The following is a 13,701-nucleotide window of genomic DNA, read 5'->3' on the forward strand; positions in this document are numbered from 1 at the left end:
GATCCACCCGCCGCAGCAGTGCAGGGCACAAAAAAAGCGCCGGGCAACACCCGGCGCACGCTATGCGGTTGACCCCCCTCCTATCCATGCCCGTCTCCCGCGGCGTACATTCGAGGCGGAACGATATCATGGGGTCGGCCGGGATGTCAAGTCCACAACTGCACCGTGTGGACGTTCCGTGATTGTGTCACCCCTTAAGCGTTCAGTGAAAATGTCACCCCCCTCCCAGGGCGAAGAGGGGAGGCATGGTGACCTTGTCGCAGCAGGAGACGCAGCATCTCATGGTCCTCAATGCCCTCGAACGGGGTGAGCTTACCGTGGCAGCCGCCGCTACCCTCCTGGAGTGCTCGGTCCGGCAGACCCAACGCCTGCGGGCAGCCTACCGGGCCCGTGGCCCATCCGCCCTGGTCCATGGGAACCGGGGCCGCGTCTCGCCACGGCGGGTGGATGCCGCCACGCGGGCCCAAGTGGTCCAGCTCGCCCGCACCACCTACGCCCGAGTGAACTTCCAGCACCTCAGCGAGCTGCTCGCTGAGCGCGAGGGCCTTGCCCTCTCTCGGCCGACGCTCCACCGCATCCTCACGGGGGCAGGCATCGCCAGCCCTCGCACCCGGCGCCCCGCCAAGCACCGCCGACGGCGGGAGCGCCTCCCCCGGGCCGGGATGCTCATTCAGATGGACGCAAGCCACCACGCCTGGCTCGAAGACCGCGGCCCGAAGCTCGCCCTCCACCACTCCGTCGACGACGCCACGGGTATCGTCGTCAGCGCCGTCTTCCGGGAGCAGGAGGATGCCACCGGATACCTCCTGCTCCTTCGCCAACTCACCCAGGCCTATGGGCTCCCCCTGGCGGTCTACACGGACCGCCACGGGATCTTCAAGCGCGCCCCGCTCCGCCAGCGCCCGCTCACGCTCGCGGAGCAGCTCCGCGGCGGGCCGGCCCCGACCCAGGTTGGCCGCGCCCTCCAGGAGCTCGGCATCCAGTGGATCCCGGCTTCCTCCCCCCAGGCCAAGGGCCGGATCGAGCGCCAGGGTGGCACCTTCCAGGATCGCCTGGTCACCGAACTCCGCCTCGCCCGCATCTCCGCCTGCGAGGCCGCCAACGCTTTCCTCCCCAGCTTCCTCGAGCGCTACAACGCCCGCTTCGCCCAGGCCCCCGCCGAGCCGGCTCCCGCGTATCGCGCGTGGCCGGCCGACCTCGATCCCGACACGGTCTTCTGCTTCAAGTACCTGGCCAGCGTCGCCAACGACAACACGATCGCCCTGGCGCCGCATCAGCTGCAGCTCCTGCCTGGGCCCGGAGGGCGGAGCTATGCTAAGGCCCGGGTGGAAGTGCACGAGCGCCTCGATGGGACGCTCGCGGTCTACTACCACGGCCGGCGACTCGCCGCGCGCCCGCTGGCCGTCCGTGCGGACGCATCGCCTCGTCCGCGCACGCACCGGCGCAGCCATCCACCTGCCCCGAAGGGGGGTATCGAGATCCCTCCCCCTCCCCGAGAAACGCGTCCTGGGGGCACTGGTGAAACCGGTCGGGCTGTCAGACGGGACACGCTCGCTCCAACGGGGCACAAGTGGAAACCCGCGCCCGACCACCCGTGGAGGCTGGCTACGGCGGAGGCCAAACGACGAAAGGACCTCCGGAAGGCGGGAGTGACATTTTCACTGAACAGATAACCTGACAGAATCACTGAACGCCGACAGTCCACAACTGCACCGCGGGGAGGAGCTGCGCTGATGCGTCGGCGGGGGCTGGTCCTGTTTGTGCTGCTGGCCGCGGCGGCCGGGGGGCTGATCTGGTCGCTGCGCCAGGTCTTCCCCCGCCCTCTGACCGAGGTGGAGGGAGCGCGAATCGGGCGGGGGCCGCTGGAGGTGATGCTGCCCGTCACGGGGATCTTCGAGACGCGGACCCTGGAGCTGACCTTTGACCTCCCAGGCCGGCTTGCCCGCGTGGCCGTGGCGGAAGGGCAGTCTGTCTCCGCCGGCGCCCTGATCGCGACGGTGGAGGAGGACGAGCTCCTGGCGGCGGTCGACCAGGCCGAGGCCGGGCTGCGTGTGGCCGACGAGGAAGCGGCGCGGGCGGCGGCGGCAGTTGACGCCACGAAGCGGCAGGCCGAGCAGGCCCGGGCCGCCGTCCGCGCCGCCACAGCCGCGCTGGCACAGCTGCAGGCGGGCCCTCGCCCCGACGAGCTGCGGCAGGCCGACGCTGCCGTGGAGTCCGCACGGGCTGCCCTGGAGGAGGCGCGCCGCTCCCTGGAACGGGCCCGCCGGCTCTTCCGCGATGGCGCCGTCAGTGCAGCGCAGCTGGAGGCCGCCCAGCTGCAGGCGCAGACGGCCGACGCCCGCTACCGGCAGGCCGTGGCACAGCGCGACCTGCTGCGAGCCGGCGCGCGCCCCGAGGCCCTGGCCGCAGCGGCAGCGCAGGTGCGGCAGGCGGAGGCGGCCTGGGAGGCGGCCCGTGCCAACGTCCGCCAGGCGGAGGCGGCCGCGGCCGCAGCTCGGGCCAGGGTGGCGCAGGCCCGGGCCGCCCTGCGTGCGGCCACTGTCCGGCTGGCCCGCGGGCGCCTCCGGGCACCTTTCGCCGGGACCGTCACCCGCGTCTACCTGACCCCGGGGTCGCCCGTCGGCCCTGGAATTCCGGTGGCATCGCTGGCCGCCTCCTCCGGCTGGATCACTGCCGACGTGGACGAGGCGGACATCGGTCAGGTCCGCCTGGGCCAGACCGCCCGGATCACCGCGGACGCCTATCCGGGCAGGATATTCCACGGCAGGGTGACGCGCATCGGACAGGCCGTCGAGATCCGCCTGGGCAGCCGCGTCGTCCGCGTGCGCATCGACCTGGAGGGGTCCGCGACCATGCGCGCAGGCACCAGCGTGGACATCCGGCTGCTGCTGCGGGCGATCCCCGACGCGCTGCTGGCACCGGCGGAGGCGGTGCACGCTTCGGCGGACGACGGCAGGCCCTACGTCTTCCTGATTGAGGGCGGCCGGCTGCGCCGACGGGAGGTGCGCACCGGGGAAGGCAACGACGAGTTCATGGTCATCCAGGACGGCCTGACGGAGGGGGACCTGGTCGCGGTGGGGGAGGCGGGGCGCCTGCGCGACGGTCAACGGGTGCGCGTCCTGGTGGTGCGTTGACGGTGAGCCCTGCCCCACCCGCCACACCCGTGGTGGTACTGCGCGAGGTCACCAAAGTGTACCGCATGGGGCGGGTGCCCGTCCCCGCCCTGCAGGGCGTGAGCCTGGAGATCGCCGCGAGGGAGTTCGTGGCGGTGATGGGTCCTTCCGGCTCGGGCAAGTCCACGCTGTTGAACCTGATCGGCTGCCTGGACCGCCCCACCTCCGGCACCTACCTCCTGCACGGCGTCGACGTCAGCCGCCTGCCCGACGACGCGCTGGCGGAGGTGCGCAACCGCCGTATCGGCTTCGTCTTTCAGACCTTCAACCTCCTGCCCCGCTACAGCGCGCTGCGCAATGTGGAGATGCCCATGGTCTACGCCGGGATCCCCCGCGCCGAGCGACGGCGGCGGGCGCTGGCGGCGCTGGCGCAGGTGGGCCTGGTGCCGCGTGCGCACCACTCCCCCCAGGAGCTCTCCGGGGGGGAGCAGCAGCGGGTGGCCATCGCCCGGGCACTGGTGAATACGCCGGCGATCCTGCTGGCCGACGAGCCCACCGGTAACCTGGACAGCCGTTCCGGCCAGGAGATCCTCGCCATCTTTCAGGACCTTAACGCCCGCGGCATGACCGTCGCCGTCGTCACCCACGACCCCACTGTGGCCCGGCACGCCCGCCGCATCCTGCACCTGCGCGACGGCCGCCTGGTGGGAGATGAGCCGGTCCCCGACCCGCGGCCGGGCCGCGCCGCCCTGACCTGATGGACCTGCCCGAGAGCATCGCCGTCGCCCTGGAAGCCCTGCGGGCGCACAAGCTGCGGTCCTTCCTCACCATGCTGGGCGTAATCATCGGTGTGGCCGCGGTAATCGCCCTGGTCTCTGTGGGCCAGACCGCCCGTTCCAGCGTCGTGGGTGAGTTCACCAGCCTGGGGCCCGACCTGCTGTGGGTCCTGCCGGGGAAGGCCAAGGAGGACTCGCCCTTCCCCACCGAGGAGGCCCGCCTTACCCTCACCGCCGCCGACGCCCAGGCGATCCGCCGGGAGGCGGCGGCGGTGAGTGAGGTGGCGCCGATGCTGCAGACTTCCGTGGAGGTGAGCGGGGGCGGCCGACGCACCACCACCACGGTCATCGGCACCTCGCCCACGCTGCTGGCGGTGCGCGGCCTGGCCCTGCAGACCGGACGCTTCCTGCAGGAGGCGGACATGACCCGTCGCCGCCGGGTGGCCGTCCTGGGGCCGGCGCTGGCCCAGCGCCTCTACCGCGTGCCGCGCCAGGCGGTGGGGCGACGGCTCACCGTCAACGGGCGGGCCTTCGAGGTGGTCGGCGTCCTTCAGGCGCAGGGGAGCATCCTGGGGGTGGACCTGGACGACCGCGCCTACCTGCCGCTGCCCACCACCCAGCAGCTCTTCGACATCACCTACGTCTCGTTCTTGTTCGTCAAGGCCAGGGATGTGGAGTCGGTCCCCCGCGCCGTGCGCGACACCCAGCGCATCCTGCTGCGGGAGCATGGGGAGGAGGACTTCACCGTCCTCACCCAGAGCCAGCTTCTGGCCTCGCTGTCGGCCATCCTGCGCATCCTTACCATCGCCCTCTCCAGCATCGCCGCCATCTCTCTGGTGGTGGGGGGCATCGGCATCATGAACATCATGCTGGTCTCGGTGACGGAGCGGACGCGGGAGATCGGCATCCGCAAGGCCATAGGCGCCCGGCGGCTGGATATCCTCACCCAGTTCCTGGTGGAGGCGGTGGGCCTCAGCCTGGTGGGCGGCGTCCTGGGCATGGCCGTGGGCCTGGCCATCTCCTGGGGCATCTCGCTGCGCCTGCTGCACAGCGCGCCGACGCCGGCCTCGCTGCTGCCGGTGGTGGTGCTGGCCTTCAGCTTCTCCGCCCTGGTCGGGGTGGTCTTCGGGGTCTACCCCGCCTGGCGGGCGGCCAGCCTGCACCCCATCGAGGCGCTACGCTACGAGTGACCGCACCATTGCCCTCTCCCGGTACAATCAAGCTGCGCGCCGGTACCCGGAGCTGACGCGATGCCGCTACCCCGCCTGCGTCCTGTGGAGATGGTGCCCGTGCGGCATGATGGCCGCCACCTGATCGCCGTGCGCGATCCGGAAGGTTTCGCCGAGGAGACCATCCTCCTCTCGCCCCAGCTCTACCTGGTGGCCACCCTGCTGGACGGGCGGCGCGATGTAGTGGACGTACAGGCGGAGTACGCGCGCCGCACCGGCGGTGACCTGCTGCTCTCCTGGGATCTGCAGCGAATGGTCCAGGAGCTGGACCGCCTCAGCCTCCTGGAGACCGAGGCCTTCCAGCAGCGGCGCCGTGCGCTGGAGGAGGCCTTCCGCGCCGCGCCTCTGCGGCCGGCCTACCACGCGGGACGGGCCTACCCGGCCGACCCCGCGGCCCTGCGTCAGGCGCTTGACCGGCACCTGGCGGAGGTCAACCGGGAGGAGCTGGTCGGCTTGCTCCCGCGGGGCATCGTCGCCCCGCACATCGACCCTTCCCGTGGAGGGTGGTGCTACGCCTGGGCGTACGCCGCGCTGACGGCGGCGCCGGTCCGCAGCGCCGTCCTCCTGGGCGTGGCCCACAGCGGGCCGCCGGAGCCGTTTGTCCTCACCCGCAAGGCCTTCCAGACGCCCCTGGGCGTCCTTCCCGTGGACGAGGCCATGGTCGCCGAGCTACAGGTGCGGACCGGGGACCTGACCCGCTGGGAGACCGTGCACCGGAGCGAGCACTCCCTGGAGTTCCAGGTGCTCTTCCTGCAGCACGTTTTTCCGGACCGCGCTGTGCGCATCGTCCCCCTGCTCGTCTCCCACCTGGAGCGGTGGGCCGGATCCGGATCGCCCCGACAGGTGGACGAGGTGGAGCGTGTGGTCCAGGCCCTGCGCGCCCTGGTCTGGGGACGGGACGACGTGGCGGTCATTGCCGGTGTGGACTTCAGCCACGTCGGCCCGCGCTTCGGGGACGAGGATCCGGTGGGCACGGTACTGGAGGCCCGCACGTCGGTGCGCGACCGTGAGGCGCTGCAGGCCGTGGTCGGCGGAGACGCCGAGGCCTTCTGGCAGGCGGTGAGCGCAGAGGGCAACCCGCAGCGGATCGACGCGCTCTCAGCAGTGTACGTGGCCCTGCGCATCCTGGAACCCGTGCGGGGACGCCTGCTCAGGTACGGGCAGGCCCCCGACCCCACGGGCCTGGTCTCGTTCGCCAGCCTGGCCCTGCTCTAGCCCGGTTCCCTCGCCACCTCCCACCGCCGACAGGAACGCCGCTGTGGGCGGTGCCGCCAGCAGCCTCCAGTCGGGCCGCAGCCGGCGTTCCCGGATGAGCCAGCGCTCCAGGGCCTCCACCACCTGCAGGTCGAACTGGCTGCCGGCCTGGCGGTAGAGCTCGGCCATGGCCGCCTCCCTGGAGAGCGCCGTCCGGTAGGGCCGCTCAGAGGTCATAGTGTCGTAGGCATCGCAGACGGCGAGGATGCGGGCTCCCGCCCCGATCTGCTCCGCCCGCAGCCCGTAGGGATACCCGCTCCCGTCCAGCCACTCGTGGTGCTGCAGGAGGATGGGCAGGTGGGGCTTGTACACCGAGAGGTGGCTGAGGATCTGTCCCCCGGCCTCAACGTGGGACTGGATCTCCTGCCGCTCCTGCAGTGAGAGGCTGCCCCGCTTCAGCAACACTGCGTCACGCACGGCGATCTTGCCCACGTCGTGCACCCGGGCCACGGACTGCAGGGCCAGGGCCTGTTCCTCCGGCAGGGCCAGCTCGCGGGCCAGGGCGTAGCTCATCTCGGCGACGCGCTGGGAGTGCTTGCCGGTGGTGTGATCGCGCAGGTCCAGCACGTCGGCCAGCGCCGCCAGCATGGCTTCGGCTTCCGTGCGTAGCCGCGTGTAGCCCTGGTAGCCGGACTTGGCCATGAGGATCGCAGGCACCAGGATCACCGGGATCACCGGGTGGAGCTGCCAGAGCAGGGACATGGCGGTGCCGATGGAGATCAGCGCCAGGTTCACGCCGGCTGAGTCCCGCAGCCCCCAGACGAACATCTGGGTCAGGGGCACCCCCTGGACTCTGGCCAGCACCAGCATGAGCAGGGCCGCATTGACCAGGTACCACATTCCCCCGGCCGCAAACCGCATGGCGGTATCTATCCATACGGGGGACAAAGCGCCTTGCAGCATCCCGGGGTGGCTGTGGCCCAGCTGGTAGGTGAGCCCGGCCGCGGCCGTGGCCAGGGCATACATCGAGCCGTTGAAGAGCACCTTGTAGTAGGGCTTGCTGGCCTGCGTGTCGGCCACGACCACCGCGGCCACAGCCAGCAGGACCGCGGCAGGCCAGCCGAAGGCGAACAGGACGAGCAGGATGATGGTGATGCTGAAGCTCTCGTCCTTGCTGGCCCGGCCCAGGGTGAACGGCACCGGCCGCATCTCGCTGAGGATGGCCACCACCAGCAGGAGCGTGTACCACAAGACCCCGGTCTCCAGGGCGGGGGGCAGGCGGACGAGCAGGGTGTGCAGCGCCCCTCCGACCACAGCCAGGCCGCCCGATGTGACCAGCAGGATGAGAGGACGCAGGCGAGGGGTCATCGTTGCGGCAGGTCAGGCCCGCGGCCCGCCGGGTGCGTCAGGCGCTGCACCAGCCCGAAGGTGGCGACGGCGATGGCCAGGTCGCCAGCGCTCACGGCCCAGCGCCCTCCCCACCACGAGGGAACCGTGAGCACGTCCCCGAGAAACCACAGCGGGGAATCCGAACTCATCAGCACCGCATTGTTGTAGTACCCCCGCGCTGCCGCCTCGGCGGCGGCTCCGCTCGCCCCCGGGGGCACCGGCATGAAGCCCCCGTTAGCCAGGACGGCCGCAGCGTTGGCCGCTACGCCCAGGGCCATCAACCAGAGCCAGGGGGTACGCCGATTCGCCCAGATGAAGGCTCCAGCCAGGAGGTAGGACCAGCCGTGCATGAAGGCGGCGAACGCCCGTCCCGCCTCCGATGCGGCCTCGTCGGGCAGGAAGCCCACGATCTGGAGGACAACGGCTACAACCGGCAGCAGTGGTAGCCGCCAGTGCTGGCCGGCAAGCACCCACAGGCTGCCGCCGCGGGCCAGGGCGACGGCCAGGGCCAGGGCGAGGACGAAAAGCAGGAACATCCCGCTGCCGTCGGCGCGTCGCTGTCAGCGCCGCGGATGGACTGGGTTATGCACTCCGCCCGCCGCGGGTTGATACGGCAGCCAGCGGGCTGGAGGCGGCGCCGCCAGGCCTCAGTGCTCCCACTTGCCCTGAGCGCCGATCGCCACGAGCAGAGCACTCAGGGCCGCGAGGGCTACCAGCAGGTTAAGGATCTTCGCCTTCCAGCGCATCCCAGCGCCTCCTTTCAGGCTCGGGTGATCGCCGCCGCGCGCATCCGCGGCCACACCCTGCGCCCGGCGGCCGGAAGACGGCACGGCCACCGGATGATCTGCCACCCTCTTCGGCAGTCCGGCGGCCGTGGCCGGGTACGGCGGTAGGCCCGTGACTTTGCGACCCCGAGTTTCCCCGGGTGTGCCTTTCTCGGAGGAGCCTTCGGATCAGCGCCGCCCCGGGGGCGGCGCACCCAGATTGGCCTGTGCCCAGATGGGGCGCGCTTCAGACCTCAGTCTGCGCGCGGGCGCCCCGGCCAGGAGGAGGCCGGAGGGCGTGTTTCGCAGGGACAGCCGCCCTGGAGAGGTAGCGGCTGTCCCGCAGGAAGAAGCGCCAGGGCCGCTGTGCCGCCTGCCGCACACCCACCCGCGGGCTGCGGCCGATGAGGCGACGACCGGGACGGCCCCGGGCGATGAACAGAGGGGGACGCGTCATGTCCCGGCCGTTGTCGGCGCCGGTCACCCCCATGGCCCGGGTCAGGCGGCCGGGCCCCGCCGCCAGGCGGCGCAGGGCCGCGGGATCCCGCAGGTCGATCCCACGGCGGCGGGCCATCAGGGCGAGCCCCTCCAGGGGCTCCAGGGCGCGCAGCAGGACGGCTGCCGCCCTCCCTTCCCCTTCGGCCACCACGTTCAGGCAGAAGTGGTTCCCGTAAGTGAAGTACACATAGGCCACTCCCGGAGGACCGGCCATGATCCGGCTGCGCGGCGTCAGCCGGTAGGCGTGGCTGGCCGGGTCGTCGCGGCCCCGGTATGCCTCCACCTCTACGATCCGTCCCACCGTTCGTCCCTCCGGGGTCTGGTGCACCAGCAAGCGGCCCAGCAGGTCCCGGGCCACCGTCAGCACCGGCCGGGCGAAGAAGCGGCGGGGCAGGGGGCGCAGGGCACTCACCGCGCGCGCAGGTAGGCCAGCAGCTCCTCCAGGGGAAGGGTATTGAGGACGTGCCGCGCCTCCACCCAGCCGCGGCGGGCCGTGCCCACGCCGAACTCCATGTACCGCAGCTGGTAGCGAGTGTGGGCGTCGGTGTTGATGGCCAGCATGACCCCGCGCTCCTGGGCCATGCGGGCGTGGGTGTCCCGCAGGTCCAGCCGCTCCGGCGCGGCGTTGATCTCCAGGGCGGTCCTGGTGCGCCGCGCCGCCTCCACCAGGCGCTCCACGTCCACGCTGTAGGACTCCCGCTGCCCCAGCAGGCGGCCCGTGGGGTGGGCCACCAGGTCCACGTGGGGGTTCTCCATGGCCTTGATGATGCGCGAGGTCATCTCCGCCTCGCTCATGCGGAAGCGGGTGTGCACCGCCGCCAGCACGATGTCCAGCTCGCGCAGCACCTCGTCGGGGTAGTCCAGCGACCCGTCAGGGTGGACCTCGCACTCGGTGCCCATGAGGATGGCGATGCCCACCCGGTCGGCGATCTTCCGTACCTGCCGGGCGTGCTCTCGCAGCTCGTCGATGGTCACGCCCCCGGCGAACTTCAGCGAGCGGGAGTGGTCGGTGATGGCAATGTACTCGTAGCCGCGCTCTCGCGCCGCCCGGGCCATGGCCTCGGCGCTGTCGGAGCCGTCGGACCAGCGGGTGTGCACCTGCAGGTCGCCGCGGATATCCCCCAGCTCCACCAGGCGAGGGAGGCGGCGCTTCTCCGCCAGCTCCACCTCGCCCTGGTCCTCCCTGATCTCCGGGGGGATCCAGGGCAGGTCCAGGGCGGCGTAGACCTCCTCCTCGGTGCGCCCGGCCACCCGCCGCTCGTCCCGCAGGCGGAAGACACCGTACTCGTTGAGCTTGTATCCGCGGCGCACCCCGCGCTCGCGTAGCTTCACATTGTGCTCCTTGCTGCCGGTAAAATACTGCAGGGCCGCCCCGAAAGACTCCGGCTTTACCACGCGCACGTCGGCCTGCACCCCGACCTCCAGGAGGACGCTGGAGCGCGTGGAGCCCCTGGCCAGCACCCGCTGCACGGCGGGCAGGGTGGTGAAGACCTCCATCACCCGGGCTGGCTGGCTGCTGGTCACCAGGAGGTCGATGTCACCGATGGTCTCCTTCATGCGGCGGATGCTGCCGGCCAGGCTGAGCGTTTTCACCTCCTTCAGCGCCCGCAGCGCCTCCTCGATCTCCTTGGCATGGGGCAACACCTGCCCCAGCGGTAGCCGCTCCTTGGTGCGGCGGATGAGCTCGATCCCCTTGAGGATGTTCTCCTCGGTCTTGGCTCCCATGCGCGGCAGCGTACGCACCAGGCCCTGGCGGGCCGCCTGCTCCAGCTCCTCCACGGTCTTCACTCCCAGCCGCTCGTAGAGCAGGACGGCGGTCTTGGGCCCCACCTCGGGGACGCTCATCAGCGCGGTGATGCCCTCGGGGAGAGAGGCGCGCAGCTCGTCATAGTAGCGGATGTGGCCCGTCTTCAGGAACTCCTCGATCTTCTCCGCGGTAGACTTGCCGATCCCGGGGATCTCCTGGAGCGCGCCGCGGGCGGCCACCTCCGCCACGTCCTCGGTGAGGGACTCCATGGCCCGGGCCGCCCGGCGGTAGGCGGAGATGCGGAAGACGGACTCCTCCTTGATCTCCAGCATGTCCGCGATGTCGCTGAAGATCCGGGCCAGCGCCAGGTTGCGCATGGCGGCTAGATGCGTCGGTCGGGACCGATGGGCGGCAGCGTCGGGATGCGCTGCATCACCCGCCGCTGCCCCTCCAGGATGGGCCTGCCCAGGCGGGAGGCGTTAATGTCGCGGATGAGCGCCTCCCTCGCCGGCGTGGCCGCCAGGAACCCCAGGATGACCATGGCGCCGGCCAACCCCCGGGCGGCGCCGAAGAGGGCGCCGGCGACCTGCGCCTCCACCTTGGGCCGCTTGCCCCCCAGGAAGGCGTTGGCGATCAGGCTGAATATCACGTAGAAACCCACCAGGATCAAGCCGAAGGCGATGGTGCGCGCCCACGCCGGCTCCAGGGGAAGCGACTCCACGCCCGGACCATAGTAGGGCAGCAGGAGGATGGTCACTGACCATGCGGCCGCGATGACCACGATCCCCACCAGGGCCGCTCCCCAGCCACGGAGCACCCCCTGCCACACGGTATAGACCAGGATGCCAATGACAAGAAAGTCCACCCAGCTCACGATATGTTCTCTCTTCGCGTCGACCTCCGCGCCACCCTGCCCCGCAGCTAGCCGCGCGGGGTAGCCCCCAGCTTCTCCCGCAGCGCGGCCTGAATGCGCCCCAGGGCACCGTCGGCCTCCGCCGCGGTCAGGGTGCGGTCGGCGGCGCGAAAGCGCAGGCTATAGGCCAGGCTGCGCTGCCCGGGGGGCGCCTGCGGCCCCGTGTAGACGTCGAAGAGCTCCGCGCTTTCCAGCAGGGGCCCCCCGGACGCGTGGATCACCCGCAGCACCTCGGCCTGCGGCACGTCCGCCGGGACGAAGATGGCCAGGTCCCGATCCACGGAGGGGTGACGCGGCAGGGGGTCGAAGCGCGGGCGGGGAGCGGCACGGCGCAGCAGTTCCTCCAGGTCAACCTCCGCCGCGTAGACGCGGCCGCTCAGCCCGAAGCGTTCGGCCACCTCGGGGTGCAGCTCTCCGAACAGCCCCGCCTCCGCCCCGTCCGCCAGCAGCCGCGCGCCGCGCCCGGGGTGCAGCCAGGGCGCGGCTGCGGGCTCCGCCTGCAGGGAGAGGCGCAGGACAGCGCCCAGCTCCTCCAGCAGACCCTTCAGGTGAAAGAAGGTGACCTCCACAGCCGCCGGCGGCAGGTTCCACCCCCGCGCCAAGCGCCCGTGCATGGCCACGGCCAGGGCACGTCGCTCCTCCACCCGGCCGGCTGTGGCACCCACCCCCGGCCGGAAGATACGCCCGATCTCAAAGAGGTGGACGTCCTCCACCCGGCGGCTGAGGTTTACCCGCAGCACCTCCAGCAGGCCGGGAAGGAGCATCGCCCGCAGGTGGGTGTGGTCCGCCAGCAGTGGGTTCTGCAGCGGCACCAAACCTTCCCGGAGATCGTCCGCGCCCACCCCCAGGCGCTGGTAGACCTCCGGGCTGACCAGGGAGAGGGTTATGGCCTCTACGAAGCCGGCGCGGACCAGCAGATCCCGGACGCGCGCTTCGGCCTGCAGCGAGGGCGCCACGCTGCCCGCCTGCACCACCTCCCGCGGCATCGCCTCCGGAATGCGGTCGTAGCCGTAGTGCCGCGCCACCTCCTCGATCAGGTCCTCCTCCCGCTCCAGATCAACCCGCCCCACCGGAGCGGTCACCACCAGGTGCGACGCCCGACGCACCACCCGGCAGCCCAGGCGCCGGAGGATGGCCAGCACCGTCGCCTGCGGCACTTCCACGCCCAGCACCCGAGCGATCCGCGGCAGGCGCAGGGTGATGGTGGTGGGCGGGGCGGGGTGCGGGTAGACGTCAACGGCTCCGGTCAGCACCCGGCCGCCGGCCACCTCGGCGATTAGGCCCGCGGCCCGGCGCGCCGCCCGCAGCACCCCCCGCGGGTCCAGGCCCCGTTCGAACCGGGCGCTGGACTCGGTGCGCAGACCCAGCCGCCGGGCGGTGCGGCGCACCTGCGCGGGGTGAAAGACCGCCGCCTCCAGGAGCACCCGGGTGGTGGCGGCACCGATCTCGGTGTCGGCGCCGCCCATCACTCCGGCGATGGCCACAGGGCGGGCCGAATCGGTGATGACCAGCACCTGCGGATCCAGGGGGCGGTCCACTCCGTCCAGGGTGACCAGGCGCTCCCCCGGATGTGCCCGCCGTACCAAAATCCGCGGCCCCGCCAGGCGGTCCAGGTCGAAGGCGTGCAGAGGCTGCCCCTGCTCCAGCATCACGTAGTTGGTCACGTCCACCACGTTGTTGATGCTGCGGATGCCCGCGGCCTCCAGGCGGCGTACCATCCAGGGCGGGGAGGCGCCCACGCGCACGCCGCTGATCACGTGAGCCGTGTAGCGGGGACACCCCTGCACGTCCTCCACGGCCACATCCACCACTGTCGCCGCCGGGGTGGCGCTGCGCCGCAGGGTGATCCGGGGAAGGGTGAGCTCCCGCTCCCAGGCGGCGGCAATCTCGCGGGCCACCCCAAGCACGCTGAGCAGGTCCGGCCGGTTGCTGGCCACCTCCAGGTCCAGGACGGCTTCCTCTCCCACCCACTGCACCGGCTCGTGGCCGAATCCCAGCATGGCCAGGCGGTCGCGCAGGGCCTCCGGCTCCTCGGGCAGTGGGACGAACTCGCGCAGCCAGGACAGCGGGACGCGCAT

The 13,701-nt window shown here is 71.6% G+C and carries 12 protein-coding genes and 1 riboswitch; of the genes, 5 read left to right on the forward strand and 7 right to left on the reverse strand.

Annotation, left to right across the window (positions count from 1 at the left end; all coding sequences use genetic code 11):
- Positions 1-245: 245 nt before the first annotated feature.
- The 5 genes from QN152_04315 to amrB all read left to right on the forward strand — a co-directional run bounded on the left by QN152_04315 (position 246) and on the right by amrB (position 6,333).
- On the forward strand, positions 246-1,673 hold the full coding sequence (locus tag QN152_04315; protein ID MDR7538740.1) for an ISNCY family transposase: 1,428 nt from the start codon (positions 246-248) through the stop codon (positions 1,671-1,673).
- A gap of 60 nt (positions 1,674-1,733) precedes the next feature.
- Entirely contained in the window at positions 1,734-3,134 is a 1,401-nt protein-coding gene (locus tag QN152_04320; GenBank protein MDR7538741.1) for an efflux RND transporter periplasmic adaptor subunit, read from the forward strand.
- Positions 3,135-3,199: 65 nt separating this feature from the next.
- Complete coding sequence (locus QN152_04325) at positions 3,200-3,871, forward strand: ABC transporter ATP-binding protein (GenBank protein MDR7538742.1); 672 nt, start codon at positions 3,200-3,202, stop codon at positions 3,869-3,871.
- Positions 3,871-5,079, forward strand: coding sequence for an ABC transporter permease (locus QN152_04330; protein ID MDR7538743.1), 1,209 nt, complete (start codon positions 3,871-3,873; stop codon positions 5,077-5,079). The genes QN152_04325 and QN152_04330 overlap by 1 nt, the downstream gene beginning before the upstream one ends.
- 60 nt (positions 5,080-5,139) lie before the next feature.
- Complete coding sequence (gene amrB / locus QN152_04335; protein MDR7538744.1) at positions 5,140-6,333, forward strand: AmmeMemoRadiSam system protein B; 1,194 nt, start codon at positions 5,140-5,142, stop codon at positions 6,331-6,333.
- Here amrB and QN152_04340 read toward each other — a convergent pair.
- From QN152_04340 to pheT, 7 genes are all read right to left on the reverse strand, one after another.
- A complete protein-coding gene (locus QN152_04340; GenBank protein ID MDR7538745.1) occupies positions 6,217-7,680 on the reverse strand; it encodes an HD-GYP domain-containing protein in 1,464 nt (487 codons plus the stop codon). The two genes, amrB and QN152_04340, sit on opposite strands and share 117 nt — an antisense overlap.
- The gene (locus tag QN152_04345; protein ID MDR7538746.1) at positions 7,677-8,237 is read right to left on the reverse strand and encodes a DUF5317 family protein; all 561 of its coding nucleotides are present in this window, start codon (positions 8,235-8,237) and stop codon (positions 7,677-7,679) included. Before QN152_04345 ends, QN152_04340 begins: the two co-directional genes overlap by 4 nt.
- A 111-nt stretch (positions 8,238-8,348) precedes the next feature.
- A complete protein-coding gene (locus QN152_04350; protein ID MDR7538747.1) occupies positions 8,349-8,537 on the reverse strand; it encodes a hypothetical protein in 189 nt (62 codons plus the stop codon).
- A gap of 19 nt (positions 8,538-8,556) precedes the next feature.
- Positions 8,557-8,643, reverse strand: a riboswitch (cyclic di-GMP riboswitch).
- A gap of 69 nt (positions 8,644-8,712) precedes the next feature.
- Entirely contained in the window at positions 8,713-9,375 is a 663-nt protein-coding gene (locus QN152_04355; protein ID MDR7538748.1) for a DNA-3-methyladenine glycosylase, read from the reverse strand.
- Entirely contained in the window at positions 9,372-11,087 is a 1,716-nt protein-coding gene (gene polX / locus QN152_04360; protein MDR7538749.1) for a DNA polymerase/3'-5' exonuclease PolX, read from the reverse strand. Before polX ends, QN152_04355 begins: the two co-directional genes overlap by 4 nt.
- Before the next feature lie 5 nt (positions 11,088-11,092).
- A complete protein-coding gene (locus tag QN152_04365) occupies positions 11,093-11,584 on the reverse strand; it encodes a CvpA family protein (GenBank protein ID MDR7538750.1) in 492 nt (163 codons plus the stop codon).
- 47 nt (positions 11,585-11,631) lie between these two features.
- A complete protein-coding gene (gene pheT / locus QN152_04370) occupies positions 11,632-13,701 on the reverse strand; it encodes a phenylalanine--tRNA ligase subunit beta (GenBank protein MDR7538751.1) in 2,070 nt (689 codons plus the stop codon).

This window comes from Armatimonadota bacterium, assembly GCA_031459715.1.
GTDB classification, from domain to species: Bacteria; Sysuimicrobiota; Sysuimicrobiia; order Sysuimicrobiales; family Humicultoraceae; genus Humicultor; species Humicultor tengchongensis.

Excerpts from the sequence above, each read along its gene's own strand:
- QN152_04315 (MDR7538740.1), top strand. The coding sequence starts at position 246 with ATGGTGACCTTGTCGCAGCAGGAGACGCAGCATCTCATGGTCCTCAAT.
- QN152_04320 (MDR7538741.1), top strand. The coding sequence starts at position 1,734 with ATGCGTCGGCGGGGGCTGGTCCTGTTTGTGCTGCTGGCCGCGGCGGCC.
- QN152_04325 (MDR7538742.1), top strand. The coding sequence starts at position 3,200 with ATGGGGCGGGTGCCCGTCCCCGCCCTGCAGGGCGTGAGCCTGGAGATC.
- QN152_04330 (MDR7538743.1), top strand. The coding sequence starts at position 3,871 with ATGGACCTGCCCGAGAGCATCGCCGTCGCCCTGGAAGCCCTGCGGGCG.
- amrB (MDR7538744.1), top strand. The coding sequence starts at position 5,140 with ATGCCGCTACCCCGCCTGCGTCCTGTGGAGATGGTGCCCGTGCGGCAT.
- QN152_04340 (MDR7538745.1), bottom strand. The coding sequence starts at position 7,680 with ATGACCCCTCGCCTGCGTCCTCTCATCCTGCTGGTCACATCGGGCGGC.
- QN152_04345 (MDR7538746.1), bottom strand. The coding sequence starts at position 8,237 with ATGTTCCTGCTTTTCGTCCTCGCCCTGGCCCTGGCCGTCGCCCTGGCC.
- polX (MDR7538749.1), bottom strand. The coding sequence starts at position 11,087 with ATGCGCAACCTGGCGCTGGCCCGGATCTTCAGCGACATCGCGGACATG.
- pheT (MDR7538751.1), bottom strand. The coding sequence starts at position 13,701 with ATGCGCGTCCCGCTGTCCTGGCTGCGCGAGTTCGTCCCACTGCCCGAG.